Source organism: Variovorax sp. P4_D9 (assembly GCF_056401695.1).
In genome coordinates, this window is record NZ_JBFUIU010000186.1 from 1 (window position 1) to 13,152 (window position 13,152).

Annotated in this window: 13 protein-coding genes and 1 pseudogene; 9 read left to right on the forward strand and 5 right to left on the reverse strand. The window is 62.7% G+C overall.

What is annotated here, in order from left to right; all coding sequences use genetic code 11:
* Nucleotides 1-302 precede the first annotated feature (302 nt).
* The 3 genes from AC1DY5_RS20455 (at nucleotide 303) to AC1DY5_RS20465 (ending at nucleotide 2,139) form a co-directional block, all read left to right on the forward strand.
* The gene (locus AC1DY5_RS20455) at nucleotides 303-644 is read left to right on the forward strand and encodes a hypothetical protein (RefSeq protein WP_478114283.1); all 342 of its coding nucleotides are present in this window, start codon (nucleotides 303-305) and stop codon (nucleotides 642-644) included.
* Complete coding sequence (locus tag AC1DY5_RS20460) at nucleotides 554-784, forward strand: nitroreductase family protein (RefSeq protein WP_478114264.1); 231 nt, start codon at nucleotides 554-556, stop codon at nucleotides 782-784. Before AC1DY5_RS20455 ends, AC1DY5_RS20460 begins: the two co-directional genes overlap by 91 nt.
* Before the next feature lie 275 nt (nucleotides 785-1,059).
* Entirely contained in the window at nucleotides 1,060-2,139 is a 1,080-nt protein-coding gene (locus AC1DY5_RS20465; protein ID WP_478114265.1) for an MBL fold metallo-hydrolase, read from the forward strand.
* A 136-nt stretch (nucleotides 2,140-2,275) separates the two neighbouring features.
* Here AC1DY5_RS20465 and AC1DY5_RS20470 read toward each other — a convergent pair whose 3' ends face one another.
* From AC1DY5_RS20470 to AC1DY5_RS20490, 5 genes are read right to left on the reverse strand one after another with little or no spacing between them, the layout of a single operon-like run.
* The gene (locus AC1DY5_RS20470) at nucleotides 2,276-2,905 is read right to left on the reverse strand and encodes a hypothetical protein (protein ID WP_478114267.1); all 630 of its coding nucleotides are present in this window, start codon (nucleotides 2,903-2,905) and stop codon (nucleotides 2,276-2,278) included.
* On the reverse strand, nucleotides 2,902-3,534 hold the full coding sequence (locus tag AC1DY5_RS20475; protein WP_478114269.1) for an SCO family protein: 633 nt from the start codon (nucleotides 3,532-3,534) through the stop codon (nucleotides 2,902-2,904). Before AC1DY5_RS20475 ends, AC1DY5_RS20470 begins: the two co-directional genes overlap by 4 nt.
* Entirely contained in the window at nucleotides 3,531-4,142 is a 612-nt protein-coding gene (locus AC1DY5_RS20480; protein WP_478114271.1) for a c-type cytochrome, read from the reverse strand. The genes AC1DY5_RS20475 and AC1DY5_RS20480 overlap by 4 nt, the downstream gene beginning before the upstream one ends.
* Nucleotides 4,117-4,827, reverse strand: coding sequence for a cbb3-type cytochrome c oxidase subunit II (locus tag AC1DY5_RS20485; RefSeq protein WP_478114273.1), 711 nt, complete (start codon nucleotides 4,825-4,827; stop codon nucleotides 4,117-4,119). Before AC1DY5_RS20485 ends, AC1DY5_RS20480 begins: the two co-directional genes overlap by 26 nt.
* Nucleotides 4,828-4,831: 4 nt before the next feature.
* On the reverse strand, nucleotides 4,832-6,469 hold the full coding sequence (locus AC1DY5_RS20490; protein WP_478114275.1) for a cbb3-type cytochrome c oxidase subunit I: 1,638 nt from the start codon (nucleotides 6,467-6,469) through the stop codon (nucleotides 4,832-4,834).
* 251 nt (nucleotides 6,470-6,720) lie between these two features.
* On the opposite strand from AC1DY5_RS20490, the gene AC1DY5_RS20495 reads away from it, so the two are divergent.
* The 6 genes and pseudogenes from AC1DY5_RS20495 to AC1DY5_RS20520 all read left to right on the forward strand — a co-directional run bounded on the left by AC1DY5_RS20495 (nucleotide 6,721) and on the right by AC1DY5_RS20520 (nucleotide 13,064).
* The gene (locus tag AC1DY5_RS20495; protein ID WP_478114276.1) at nucleotides 6,721-8,133 is read left to right on the forward strand and encodes an aminotransferase-like domain-containing protein; all 1,413 of its coding nucleotides are present in this window, start codon (nucleotides 6,721-6,723) and stop codon (nucleotides 8,131-8,133) included.
* 300 nt (nucleotides 8,134-8,433) lie between these two features.
* Nucleotides 8,434-8,583: pseudogene (locus AC1DY5_RS20500) on the forward strand (alanine transaminase); the annotation flags it as partial.
* Nucleotides 8,584-8,835: 252 nt separating this feature from the next.
* Nucleotides 8,836-9,414, forward strand: coding sequence for an amino acid synthesis family protein (locus tag AC1DY5_RS20505; RefSeq protein WP_478114278.1), 579 nt, complete (start codon nucleotides 8,836-8,838; stop codon nucleotides 9,412-9,414).
* 65 nt (nucleotides 9,415-9,479) lie between these two features.
* Entirely contained in the window at nucleotides 9,480-11,234 is a 1,755-nt protein-coding gene (locus AC1DY5_RS20510; RefSeq protein ID WP_478114279.1) for a nitrite/sulfite reductase, read from the forward strand.
* Nucleotides 11,235-11,262: 28 nt separating this feature from the next.
* Nucleotides 11,263-11,784 (forward strand): DUF934 domain-containing protein, encoded by a 522-nt coding sequence (locus AC1DY5_RS20515; RefSeq protein ID WP_478114285.1) that lies wholly within the window; start codon nucleotides 11,263-11,265, stop codon nucleotides 11,782-11,784.
* A gap of 908 nt (nucleotides 11,785-12,692) precedes the next feature.
* Nucleotides 12,693-13,064, forward strand: a complete 372-nt coding sequence (locus tag AC1DY5_RS20520) for a DUF2493 domain-containing protein (protein WP_478114281.1) — start codon at nucleotides 12,693-12,695, stop codon at nucleotides 13,062-13,064.
* The last annotated feature ends 88 nt before the right edge of the window (nucleotides 13,065-13,152 follow it).

Sequence of the window (13,152 nt, forward strand, 5' to 3'; positions counted from 1 at the left end):
GCTCTACAACCTGGGCCAACGCACGCAGGGGCAGGACCGCGCGATCCTGGGCAAGCCGAACTTCGATGACGGCGACCGCAACTTCAGCTTCACTCGCTGCTCTACAACCTGGGCCAACGCACGCAGGGGCAGGACCGCGCGATCCTGGGCAAGCCGAACTTCGATGACGGCGACCGCAACTTCAGCTTCACTCGCTGATCGCGAACCGCCTGGACCTGCTGAGCGAGCTCGATCTCGTCGTCGGCAAGAAGTAGGGCTTTCGGGTAAGCGGTACCGCGTGGTACGACAATGCCTACAACCACCTGGACGATCGCAGCAACGCCACGGCCAACACGCTGGTCTGCGGCGTACCGACAGCGGGCGCACTCTCGGACTACACCTCGCGCTATGCGAAGGGCCCTTCGGGCGAACTGCTCGACGCCTTCGTCTTCGGCAGGGGGACAAGGCTGCGATTCATCGACAGCACGCTCGCAACTTCAACTTTTTCGACACGCCTGACGGACTCGTCTTCACAGTCGATCGACGGATGGCGTGAGGCAGCTGGGTCGATGGCATGTTCATGCAGAACATCATGCTCGCTGCCCGCGCCTGGACCGTGTACCCCAGCATCCTTCGCGAAGCGCTGGCCGTCCCCGAGCACCTGATGGTGGTGTGCGGCATGGCGCTCGGCTACGCCGATCCGGATGCCGCAGAGAACCGCGTGCGCGCACCGAGGGAGCCGGTGACAAGCTTTACGCGCTTTTTTTACGCGCTTTTGCGGCTTCTAGACGGGGTCGGAAAGTGACGCGGTTCGTCGCTTGGCAAATCCTGCTTTGCCGTCGTTGCAGTCTCGAAAGGAAATTTCACGTTCGGCCAGATGAATTGCTCCGCAGCGGGTCGACACTTTGCACGACGCCTGGTCTACGATCGCCAGGTCAGCTGCAAGGGCTGTCTGCGCCCCGATGGCCTGTGGGAGATCGAGGGTCGCCTGGCCGATGGCAAGAACGCGCATCCCTCCGTGCCCGGCTGCGTGGCATCGGCGCGAAGTGGCGGCGCCAATCTGGAACTTGAGGAGTACTTATGTCCGATGGACTCGAAGACGTTGATCCCCCGGCCAAGGCGAGGCTGGAATACCCTTTCGACGCACCGCCGGAGCGAGGGCGCAGCATTGAAGTGGCCCCAGGCGTGCACTGGATCCGAATGCCGCTTCCCTTCTCGCTGGACCACATCAACTTGTGGATGCTCGACGACGGCAATGGCTGGGCCCTGGTCGACACGGGATTGCGATCCGAGGAATCCGTACATGTCTGGCGCGAGTTGTTCGCCAATGCGCCAGACACCCGCTCGCTGACCCGGGTGTTCATCACGCACATGCATCCCGACCACATCGGCATGGCGGGATGGCTTACGCGCAAATTCGGGGTCCGTCTGTGGATGACGCGGCTCGAGTACCTCTCTTGCCGCGTGATGGTTTCCGACACCGGCCGCGAGGCGCCGCCTGAAGGCATCGAGTTCTACCGGCGCGCCGGCTGGAGCTCCGCGGCGATCGAAAACTACCGCGTGCGGTTCGGCAACTTTGGCAAATACATCCATGCGTTGCCGGACAGCTATCGCCGCCTGCACGACGGCGAAGAGGTGCGCATTGGCGCCCAGCTCTGGCGCGTCGTGGTGGGCAATGGCCACTCGCCCGAGCATGCCTGCCTGTACTGTCCGGCGCTGAAGGTCCTGATTTCCGGCGACCAGGTACTGCCCAGAATATCGTCCAACGTATCGGTCTATCCGACCGAGCCGGACGCGGATCCGATGTCCGACTGGTATGCGTCGCTAGCGAAAGTAAGGCGCGAGGTTCCCGACGACGTCTTGGTGCTTCCTGCGCACAACGAGTGTTTCCGTGGACTGCACGCCAGGCTCGAGTCACTGGAAGCGGGTCAGGACCGCGCTATCGAGCGCCTTCGACGGACTCTGGCTACTCCCAAACGCGTGGTCGATGTCTTTGCTTCGCTGTTCGCCCGCGCGATCGGTGAGGCGGATGTCAACTTGCTGGGCATGGCCACCGGTGAGAGCGTCGCATGCCTGAACTACCTTGTGCATCGAGGCGAGGCCCGCTGCGAGATCGATGAGGATGGTGTAGCCTGGTATCAGTTAGGTGGTGCGGCGTAGCAGGACTCGATGCACGTTGATGCCTCTCGGGCGTTCCGTCGTAGCTCTCCCCGTCGACGAAGACAGGAAATTGCAGCGCCGAAGCTGTCTGCATCAGGGTCGCTCGCTCGGGCACAGCATGCGCTGATCCGCGTTTTCATGGACGCGGCTTGGCGCATCGATCAGGAAGCGGCACCGAAGGCGACGAAAGAGCATCGTCTGACAATGCTGTCAGCGAGATGAGCCACAGCCAAGCGCCCAGGCCGGCCATTGCCCAGATCACCACGGCCCTGCCGGCCTGGCTTTGCTGGTCGACCAGGTAGACACTGCATAGTTGCTGCGGCGCCTCCTGGTAGAGCAGACCTCCTGCCAGCGTCATCCAGAACCAGTTCAGGACGAAGAAAGCCTGAATGATCAGCCCCGCGGAAGACCAGGATGCGCGCAGCAGCGCACCAGCCGCGATGAGGCTCYCCACCTTGACCATCGCCATGCCAACGTGCAGCACCGCCGCGTCGAGCGCAGCCGGAACCATCCAGAAACCAGTGACGGACAGCGCGAAGAACAAGCCCGGCACGCCGTTGACATTCCATGGAGCGATGGCACGGCTCAGGCTGTTGCCCGCGCTGGCCGCGGCGAAGCAGCCGAGGAGAAACAGTGCGGGCAGTTCCAGTCCCATGTGMCGCGCCATGGTCTGCTCGAGCCAAGGATGCACGCATGCCATCACGACCAGCAACAGCCCCGGGGTGCTGCTGCGCGCCCTGGCCTTCAAGCAGATCGGGAAGTTCACCTCTCTTCCGCTTTGCGCAGGTAGTCGGCCAGCGCGATATCCGGGCGCTCGATGTCGTAGGCGCGGCTCAATCGACCGTCCTCACTGACTACGAAGAGCGCCGCGTTGTGGGAATAGCCACCCAGCCCGTCGGGCAGGACGACGATGCCAAATAGGTCGAGCATGGCCCGCAGATCGGCCGTCTTTCGAACGGTGGCGAATCGCCAGAGGTCCTGGTCTGCGGTAAGACGCCGCGCGTGTTCCGCGAGCACATCGGGTGTGTCGCTTGCTGGATCGAAGCTCAGCGTGAGAAGTCGCGCTCGACCGCCGAGGCCGCGAGAGCGTATCTCGCCCTGCAACCAGGACTGGCCCGCGGCACTCGTGAGGCACAAAGTTCGGCAGCGCACGTACGCGAGCGCTACGAAAGTGACTTGGCCGGCCGGTCGACCGTAATCGCTCAGCGACAGCATTTGTCCCGACGAGTCCACCAGCGCGATGTCGGGCAACACACGAGGGTTGCTGGCGATGTCCGAGCGACGCACGCCATCCGAGGTCACTGCAGTGAAGCCATGGGTCACGCCAGCGAAGGCGCACAGTGCAAGGACGGCGACCAGCGTCGTCGATGCCAAAGTGCGCCAGTCTTTCATCATGGCTTGGATCCGCCGGTGGCAACGAACATCTGGAGTTCCTCGATGTTTGGCCACGGCTGCGTGCGTTCTTCGGCACTCTTGCGTGCTGCCTGGACCACTTCCGCGTCGACAGCCGGGCTTGCGTTGCCCCATTCACTGCGCACGAAGCTCAGCACGGCGGCCAGCTCGGCGTCGTTCATCTGCTCGCTGAAAGCGGGCATCGAGCCGTTGTACGTTGCCCCGGCAACATCGATCGGCCCGTTCAGCCCATGCAGCACGATTTGCAGCGGAATCTCCGCCGGACCCTTGACCCACGACGAGCCTGCCAACGGCGGGAATACGCCGGGCAGGCCTTGCCCCGCCGATTGGTGACAGGCCTGGCATTTGGAGACGAAGACTTGCCGCCCATCGATCGCAGCACCTGTCGCCGGCGCGGTCCCTTGGGCCAGGGTGTCGGGCACGCGCTGGTCGCCCAGGCCGGCCAGCCCGTCGGGCCGCGCCATCAGGATGTAGGCGACGGCCCAGACGACAAGGGCGAGCGCCAGGCAGAGCACCACGCGCGGAACCGGGTTGTACTGCTCGTGCGGATCGGCGTTCTCGCTCTTACGGTTTTGCTGAGGTTGCTGCATTGCTCTTTCCTGTGGCGTCTTGGGGCGACAAGGCTGGCGCCGCCGGGGGCTCGATTGCGCGGCGGGCCGGCAGCATGCGCGTGACGGCCTCGGCCTGCGCCGGGGTGAGCACGGCATACTCGTGCTTGAGGCTTTGCAGGTAGGCCACGAGGTCGATCGCCTCCGGCGTGGCGACCACTGTCTTGCCGAGAGGAACGGTTCCGGGCGGCAGCGTCACCAGCCGCTCGCCCTTGGCCGCCGTACCTTCGTCCTTGACTTCGAACAGGAAGCGGTAGGCCGGCATGATGCTGCCGGGCACATAAGCGCGCGGCTGGAAGAGGTGGCCGAGGTGCCAGTCTGCGCTGGGCTGGCGGACGCCGATATTGAAGAGGTCCGGCCCTGTGCGCATCGTGCCCAAGAGGGGTGGTTCGTCGTAGTGATAGTCGCCGGCGACCGAAGCCCGGCCCCAGCCGCGTCGTGCGTCCGCGATGCCGGCACCCGTGGTGCTGGGTTGCTGCGTGTGGCAGGCGATGCAGCCATTGGCCATATAGACCGCGCGGCCGCGCAGTTCTTGGCTGGTGTAGAGCTTCAGTGCCGTTGGCGCCGGCTCGTCTTTCAACTGCAGAAAGGGCACGACGATCATCGCGGCGGTAGCCAGTGAAAGCGTAATCATCGCGCCGCTGACGAGTTTGAGTTCGTTTTCCATGATTTCAGACAGCCTCGGCAGATGGCTGAACCGCGATCCGATCCGTTTGGGTGAACACGCCCGAGCGTGCCGTGATCAACACGACATGCCAGGCGAACACGAGGTGTCCCAACGTCATTAATGCGCCGCCGATGGAGCGACCTTGGAGCCATGGCAACGAGACGGCCACCGAGTCCATGAAGGGTCGTGCAGCATCCAAGAGGATCAAGCCTTGCAGGATGCCGCCGATGCTCAGCGTGATCATGTAGACCGCGAAGCCCGCCACGACCAACCAGAAGTGCAGGCTGATCAGTACGGGCTGCGGCCAGCGAGTGTCCAGAATTCGCGGCATCGCGAAGTACACGCCGCCGAAGATCACCATCGAAACGAAGCCGTACATGCCCAGGTGCGCATGCGCCACCGTGAAATGGGTGAAGTGCGTGACGGCATTCAGTGAGCGCAGCGCCTCCAACGAACCCTGCAGCGAGGCCAGCGTGTACATGACCGCGCCGAAGAAGATGAAGCGCAGCACGTGCGAGTGTCTGAGGGCGCCAAAGTGGCCCTTGAGCGTCAGATGCTGGTTGAGCGAAAACGCCATCACCGGGATGATCATCATGACGCTCTGCACGATGGAGAGCGTGATCAGCCACTCCGGAATCGGTCCGCCGATCAGGTGATGGGCGCCGACCTGGCCGTAGAAGAAAGCCAGCGTCCAGAAGCCCAGCAGCGACAGGTTGTATGAGCGCACCGGCCGGCCGATCACCTTGGGCAGGAAGTAATAGACACTGGCGAGCGACAGCGGCGTGTAGAACAATCCCAGGACGTTGTGGCCAAACCACCAGTTCATCGTCGCCTGCTCGATCCCGAAGTGCACGCCAGGAATCTTGGCAACGATGTAAAGCGTTGGGAACCAGAACAGCGCCGCGCCCATGTACCACACGGACACGTAGAGGTGGTGTGCTTGGCGGCGCTGCAGCATCAGCGCCATCGGCAGGCCGATCAGCATGCCGCCCACGGCGAACAGGCCACCGATCTGCCAGGGAATCTCCAGCCACTCCATGCCAGCACTCAAGCCGATGGCAATCGCGCCCAGTCCCGCGATCAGACCTGCATTCCAGAGCACCGCACCGACGATGACCAGTCGGCCACCCTCCAACTGCGTCTTGAGCAGGCGCGGCAGCATCCAGATCGCGAGACCCAGGAGACCCAGCGGCGCCCAGCCATAGGCCACTGCGTTGAGATGCAGCGTGCGCAGCCGGCCCAGCGTGAGCCAGGCCTGCTCGGTCAGCAGATCTGGCCAGTGGAGCTTGAGCGAAGTCAGCAGGCCTGCTGCGGAAGCGACGATCAGCCAGGCAACAGCGGAACCAATGAGCACGAAGGCCGGAAACGCGCTGGAGCGATCCGCGGCCTCACGGACAGCCGCTTCGCTGGACGCCATGCCCTGCGCGGGCCGCGCATGAACGGCGGTCACTTCTTCCAGCCGGCGCCGCTGCTCCGCGCTGGCTGAGGGCTCTTCGGGCAGCCCGATCTCTCCAGAAGAAAAGATGGTCCGGGCACCAGTCGATTCGATGTCGAAGAGACCTTTCCGCAAGGACCAGATGAACGCGAACAGGCCGGTGATCGACAGCAGAAATGTGGCCAGCAGCAGGGCGGTGGGGTTCATGTGCTCTTTCTGTCTTCCCTCGATCGGATGCAGACCGGGAAGACGGTTGACCATGATGCTAGGCAGGATCGCTCAGACAGTGAATCACCAGTTAGCGGTCAAAAAAGCAGATCAGATGTGTTCAGTATGGGCGTTGCGCGATAGGAAAATTCCTAGATAAGCGCAGATTCAAACGTGTCGATAGAATCAAGAAAAAGCACATCAGACTGCGGCGCCATGACCCTGCCACTCCTGTGCGTGAAAGGCTTGTGATGAAGCGCTACGAGGCACTTGCCGCCGATGTCGAAGAGTCGATCCGCACCGGTGTGCTGCGTCCCGGCGATCGCTTGGCTTCCGTGCGGCACACCAGCACCAGCCGGGGTGTCAGCGCCTCCACGGTCTTCCAGGCGTACTACCTGCTCGAAGCGCGCGGCCTGATCCGAGCGAGGGAGAGATCGGGGTATTACGTATCCGCAGGCGTGCGACGTGTGCCACCCGAACTTGACCTGACGTCACAGCCCAAGGACGATTCGATCGCCGTCGATGTCAGCGAGCGGGTGTTCGAGATTCTCGAATCGAGCATGACACGTGATGTCGTTCCGTTCGGCTCGGCATTTCCGAGTCCGATGCTGTTCCCGCTGGCCCGCCTCGGTCAGGCCATGGCCGCCAGCGCGCAGTCGCTCGACCCGTGGAGCACCGTCGACGACCTGACACCGGGCAACGCCGCCTTGCGGCGCCAGATCGCGCTGCGCTACTTGGCCGACGGCATGCAGGTGCATACGGACGAGATCGTCATCACCAATGGCGCGCTGGAAGCCTTGAACCTTTGCCTGGCGGCGGTGACCCGTCCGGGTGATTCGGTGGTCGTGGAGTCGCCGACTTTCTACGCTGCGCTGCAGTCGCTGGAACGCATGGGGCTGCAGGCCATCGAGGTTCCGACCCACCCCCGCGAAGGGATCGACCTCGCCGCGCTGGAACACGCGATCGCGCGGCACAAGCCGAAGGCGTGCTGGCTGATGACCACCTTCCAGAATCCCCTCGGCGGCCTGATGCCCGAGCCCAAGAAGAAGGACCTGGTCGATCTGCTGGCACGCCACGACATCCCGTTGATCGAGGATGACGTCTATGCCGAACTCTATTTCGGCGACAAGCGCCCCGCGCCCGCAAAGGCTTTCGACGAGCAGGGCCTGGTGCTGCACTGCTGCTCGTTCTCGAAGTGCCTGGCGCCGGGCTACCGCATCGGCTGGGCTTCGCCGGGGCGTTATACCAAGGCTGTCGCACGTCAAAAACTTACGACGACGCTGAGCGCGTCCGCTCCGGTCCAACTCGCGCTGGCGACCTATCTGGAACGCGGCGGCTTCGACAAGCATCTGCGCAAGCTCCGCCGTGCCCTTGCCACGCAACAAGCCACTTTCGCCGAGGCGGTGGGACACTACTTCCCGGCAGGCACCAAGGCGACACGCCCCGCGGGTGGGTATTTTCTTTGGATCGAGCTACCAGAGGGCGTCGACGCGCTGATGATTCATCGGCACGCGCTGTCACTAGGGATCAGCGTGGCGCCGGGGCCGATCTTCTCCGCCAGTCGGGCGTTCACAAACTGCCTGCGATTGAACTATGGGCATGCATGGGACGCGCGCAGCGAGCAGGCGCTGGCAACTTTGGGAAGATTGGTCGCGGCCGGTTGAACGCAAAGGGGGTCTCATGCCGCCTTGCCTTCATCGATGCGATGCCTCCTCGCGAGGAATCGGCAGGCGTTATTCACCTGCCAAGGTGTACGGGCTCATGCGAACCGTCGATGCGGCCACACCTCACGGCAAGTGGAGCTGTCCCTTACGCTTGCCCTGTTCGCCGCGGTCTATCTCTTCGTGTTCGGTGCCGGCGTGCTGTACATGATTCGACTGATGGGCCAGGGGCCCTCGTCGAGCCAGGGCCACGCGCCGGTGTCTGGCGGCCCCGGCGTGAAGAACTCCACCGCGATGTCCAGCTACTCAACTTCCAGGGGAATTCCGCGACTCCGCCGCGCCATCTCGCACTGGTATCGCGACCGCTATGGCGTAGACATCGATCCGGATACGGAGGCCATCGCCACGATCGGCTCCAAGGAGGGTGTGGCCCATCTGATGCTGGCTACGCTGGGTTCTTTTTCACGTTAGCGCCCGGAGCCATCCAAGCGACGTTGACTGAGAACACATCGGGTGATGCGCGGCAGCCGCCGATATCGTGGCGGCATCCCGCGCGCCGTGGCGGGAATTCGCTGCTCTGGTTTATGGGCCGACCACTGATGCTGTTCAGTCAAGGCATGCGGCCATACCCTCGACCATCAACAGTTTTTCAGACCACGCGACCGTGTCGAGGCGACCGCGTGGCACGGACCTCTTCTGACTTCCATGCCGATCATCAACATCCGAAAACGCAGCCTCAGCATCGAAATGATCTTCCATGAAGGAGGACCTCCCGTCAGCCGACCGATTCTCGTGGCAGCAGCCTGCGCGGTGATCAACAACCCCTACGCGGGCCGCTTCGAGCCCGATCTATTCGAGTTCATGGAATCGGTCATGCCGCTCGGCGAGAGCCTTGCCGAGGAGCTGGTCAGGACGCTCGGAACGGACCAGGTCGAGGCGTATGGGAAGGCAGCCATCGTTGGAGTGAATGGAGAGATGGAGCATGGCGCGGTCTGGCACGAGGCGGGGGGCTGGGCCATGCGGGAAGCACTGGGCGAACCGAAAGCAATCGTTCCTTCCGTGAAGGCCGTGGCTTGCATGGGTTATCGGCTGATGGTTCCGCTTCATCATGTCCGCGCAGCCTACGTGCGCAGCCACTTCACCTCCGCCGAGATCGGAATCCAGGATGCGCCGCGCCCCAACGAGATCCTGTTCGCGCTGGTCATGTCCAACGGTGGTCGCGTTCATCCGAGAGTGGGTGGCCTGGCGACAAGTGACATCAGAGTCAACGATGGCCAGCGGTAGAGCGCTATCGACCAGCGCGCACGCCGAACCAATCAACCTCAACCCTCCAACGCAAGGAATCTGACATGTACGTGTATGACGAGATCGATCAGCAACTGGTGGAGCAGCGGGTCGTGCAGTTCGCCGACCAGACGCGTCGTTTCCTTGGTGGACAACTGACGGAGAACGAATTCCGCACGCTCCGGCTGCAAAACGGCCTCTACATCCAGAGGCACGCGCCAATGTTGCGGGTGGCGATTCCCTACGGCATGCTCAACACCAAGCAGTTGCGAATGCTGGCGCATGTGGCGAGGCGCTGGGACCGCGGCTACGGTCATTTCAGCACGCGGCAGAACATCCAGTTCAACTGGCCTCGGCTCGAAGACGTGCCGAGCATTCTGGCCGAACTGGCGACGGTCCAGATGCATGCGATCCAGACCAGCGGCAACTGCATCCGCAACACGACCACTGACCATCTCGCGGGCATCGCGCCGGACGAGGTGATCAACCCGCTCGTCTGGTGCGAACTGATCCGCCAATGGTCCATGCTGCACCCGGAGTTCGCGTTCCTGCCGCGCAAGTTCAAGATTGCTGTCAGTGGCGCGCTGACCGACAGGGCCGCCGTTGGGGTGCACGACATCGGGCTGCAGGCAGTCGAGCAAGATGGCCAGATCGGCTTTCGCGTCTGGGTGGGGGGCGGCATGGGCCGTACGCCGATCGTCGGCAAGCTCATCAACCCATTTGTGGCGTGGCCGCACCTCCTCACTTACCTCCAGGCCACGCTGCGCGTCTACAACCTGCACGGCCGGCGGGACAACAAGTACAAGGCGCGCATCAAGATCCTGGTCAGGGATCTCACGCCCGTGGTCTTCGCCGAACAGGTCGATCAGGAGTGGCAGCGCATCAAGGATGGCCCCGACACCATTCTGGACACGCATGTTGCGCATATTGCTGCGCGGTTCACGTGGCCATCCTACGATCCTGGCGCCGCCGATGTGGATGACCAGTGCGAGTCGTTCGCCTTGACGAATCCTGAATTTGCCCGATGGCTGCGCAAGAACGTGCATGGCCATCGCGTGCCGGGCTACGCTGCGGTCACCCTGTCGCTCAAGAAAACCGGCGTACCGCCAGGCGACATTACTGCTGACCAGATGGATGCTGTTGCCGACCTCGCGGATCGGCACGGGTTCGGTGAACTCCGCGTTTCCCATGAACAGAACCTGATCCTCGCCGACGTGCGGCGCGACCAGCTCTTTCAGCTCTGGCGCGAACTGGACGTCCTTGGCCTCGCCACGCCGAACGTCGGGCTGTTGACCAACATCATTTCCTGTCCTGGCGGGGACTTCTGTTCGCTGGCCAACGCGGTGTCCATCCCGATCGTCAATGCGATCCAGGAGCGTTTCGAGGATCTCGATCATCTGTTCGACATCGGTGACCTGGATCTCAATATCTCGGGTTGCATCAACGCTTGTGGGCACCATCATGTGGGCCACATCGGCGTGCTCGGCGTGGACAAAGGCGGAGAAGAGTGGTACCAGGTAACGATCGGGGGTCGACAAAACGGGGCCGCTGGCGCATCCGGTGGGGGTTCAACGGTCCGTGGCGGCGGTGCGGCCATCGGAAGGATCATCGGGCCCTCCTTTGCGCGAGACCAGATACCGGATGTGATCGAGCGCTTAGTCAACACTTATCTGGCACATCGTGACAGCGAGGTCGAGCGGTTCGTCGATGTGGTGGATCGACTTGGTATCGACGTTTTCAAGACGGCCGTCTACAGTGATCCGCCCCCATCCAATGCGAGCGCCGGCCGGGCAATGCGTTTGGAGGCGGCAGGTGAATGAGCATGTCGTGGGAGCCGGCGGCCCCAACATGCTCCGTGACGGCTTGGTCGTGCGCGACGAGACACGCCTGTTCGACCCGAAGGATGAGGAACTCGCTGCCACATTGACACCGCCCGATGAGCCTGGGTGGGTGGTCACCCTTTCGACTTGGGCCGAGTATCGCGAGGCGTTACGTTCCAGGCGACATCCGGTCGGAATTCAGGTGCAGCCTGACGACGACATCTCGGGGCTGTCTTCAGCTGACAACCGCATTTTTCAATTTGATCTGCGAGGCATCGCTTTCATCGCCATCGTCTTTCCGGTCTATACGGACGGTCGTGGATTCTCGCTCGCCCAGCGACTGCGCCGCGAGTATGGATGGCATGGAGAGATGAGGGCGGTGGGCGATGTGCTGATCGACACGGTGCACTACCTGGCACGCTGTGGATTCAATAGCTTTGTCTTGAAAGAGGGGCACGATCCCGAGAAAGCGCTACATGCCTTGAGCACGTTCACCAGAACGTATCAGCGGTCATATCCACTTTTGTCCGAGAAGAGGCCTCTGGCCTGATCCATCCGTGGTCTTCATCACTGTCTGAGGTGGTCGACGGTTGATCGACAGGATCGATCCACCATTAGGTCGCCATTGCACGAGTCTTCGAGCAAGTGGCAAGCCTAATGGCTCGACGCGCCGCCCGAGCGTTCGATGGAGTTCATGAGGCAGTTCCCGGCGGAGCGGCTCTCCATGACCGCGGAGCCGCTGCCGCCGAAGGAGCCCAAGGCGAAGGTGGCTCGGGCCCGAAGGCGCCGCTCCACGACGACAATCGGCGCTACCGCCGAAGCGATTGCACCGATGCAGCTCGACCCGCGGATCAAGCGAAACGCGCACCAATTTTCTGTGCTGAAAGCGCCCCGCAAAATGTCCGAATGGACCAACCGACCGACATTTCAGAGGACGAACTCTTCCGCGCTGCCAGGCACTTCGGTTGCAAGCAACGCACGGCGACCAAGCCGCACTTCACGAAGCCCTCGCTTTGGATCGGAGACCCCGCACCGTCTTTCCAGCGCCACCACCATCTCCGCACCGCTGGCCGCAATGCCGATAGGCTGACGACCTTGGTGGCGGTTTTGGTGAGGGGCCGGTTATTGCGGCTGACAGGCTGGCACTTCAATCAACGATCGACTAGCGGAGGACGCGGTGGTGGACAAGCCGTGAGCTGCAGCGAACGACGAGCCCGTCTATGAGCTCCGGTCGAAGGGTGAATGAACCACGCGATTTTTTCAAGGTCTTTTAGATCGCGGCCATCGAGGCTATCATCACGAAAACGCCAGTCAGTGCAAATTCACCCAACCCCGCTTTGGCGGGGTTTGCTTTTTGGCGATTCCATCATTAAGCAGAAAGCATGAAAAGACCACCGCAACGCACAGACGCGAATGCCCATACGCGGAACTGGGCGTTCTTCATGCTGAACTGACAGCATGAGGGTACTTGTCTGTGGTGGACGCAACTACGACGACTGGGCGTTCATCGTGRATGTCCTCGATCGCGTTCATGCGCGCCAACCCATCACTCTCCTGATCGAAGGGGGTGCGACSGGTGTAGACCACCTCGCGCGCCGATGGGCCATRGCACGAGGCATCGAGGTTGTCACGTACCGCGCAGACTGGGATCGCTATCAGCACCGTGCTRTGCCCATCAGAAACGCTCAGATGCTGCGCGAGGGTCGTCCGGAGCTCGTGGTCGCGTTCAAGGGTGGKCGCGGGACCGCGCACATGGTCACGATTGCTGCGGCAGCGCTCGTGCCGGTGTTGAAGACCTGGCGRTTCGCGGRTCAGGMAGGGCCTGCTTGAACCACATTCCCTCACCGCTCGCCAGGGACTCTTCTGCARGCCRATCGCYGACCTTCACYGAGCTCCGCATCACAGGGCCTGGGTCTGC

Coding starts and splice junctions, on each gene's coding strand:
- AC1DY5_RS20460 (WP_478114264.1), top strand. CDS start 554: ATGTTCATGCAGAACATCATGCTCGCTGCCCGCGCCTGGACCGTGTAC.
- AC1DY5_RS20465 (WP_478114265.1), top strand. CDS start 1,060: ATGTCCGATGGACTCGAAGACGTTGATCCCCCGGCCAAGGCGAGGCTG.
- AC1DY5_RS20475 (WP_478114269.1), bottom strand. CDS start 3,534: ATGATGAAAGACTGGCGCACTTTGGCATCGACGACGCTGGTCGCCGTC.
- AC1DY5_RS20480 (WP_478114271.1), bottom strand. CDS start 4,142: ATGCAGCAACCTCAGCAAAACCGTAAGAGCGAGAACGCCGATCCGCAC.
- AC1DY5_RS20485 (WP_478114273.1), bottom strand. CDS start 4,827: ATGGAAAACGAACTCAAACTCGTCAGCGGCGCGATGATTACGCTTTCA.
- AC1DY5_RS20490 (WP_478114275.1), bottom strand. CDS start 6,469: ATGAACCCCACCGCCCTGCTGCTGGCCACATTTCTGCTGTCGATCACC.
- AC1DY5_RS20495 (WP_478114276.1), top strand. CDS start 6,721: ATGAAGCGCTACGAGGCACTTGCCGCCGATGTCGAAGAGTCGATCCGC.
- AC1DY5_RS20505 (WP_478114278.1), top strand. CDS start 8,836: ATGCCGATCATCAACATCCGAAAACGCAGCCTCAGCATCGAAATGATC.
- AC1DY5_RS20510 (WP_478114279.1), top strand. CDS start 9,480: ATGTACGTGTATGACGAGATCGATCAGCAACTGGTGGAGCAGCGGGTC.
- AC1DY5_RS20515 (WP_478114285.1), top strand. CDS start 11,263: ATGCTCCGTGACGGCTTGGTCGTGCGCGACGAGACACGCCTGTTCGAC.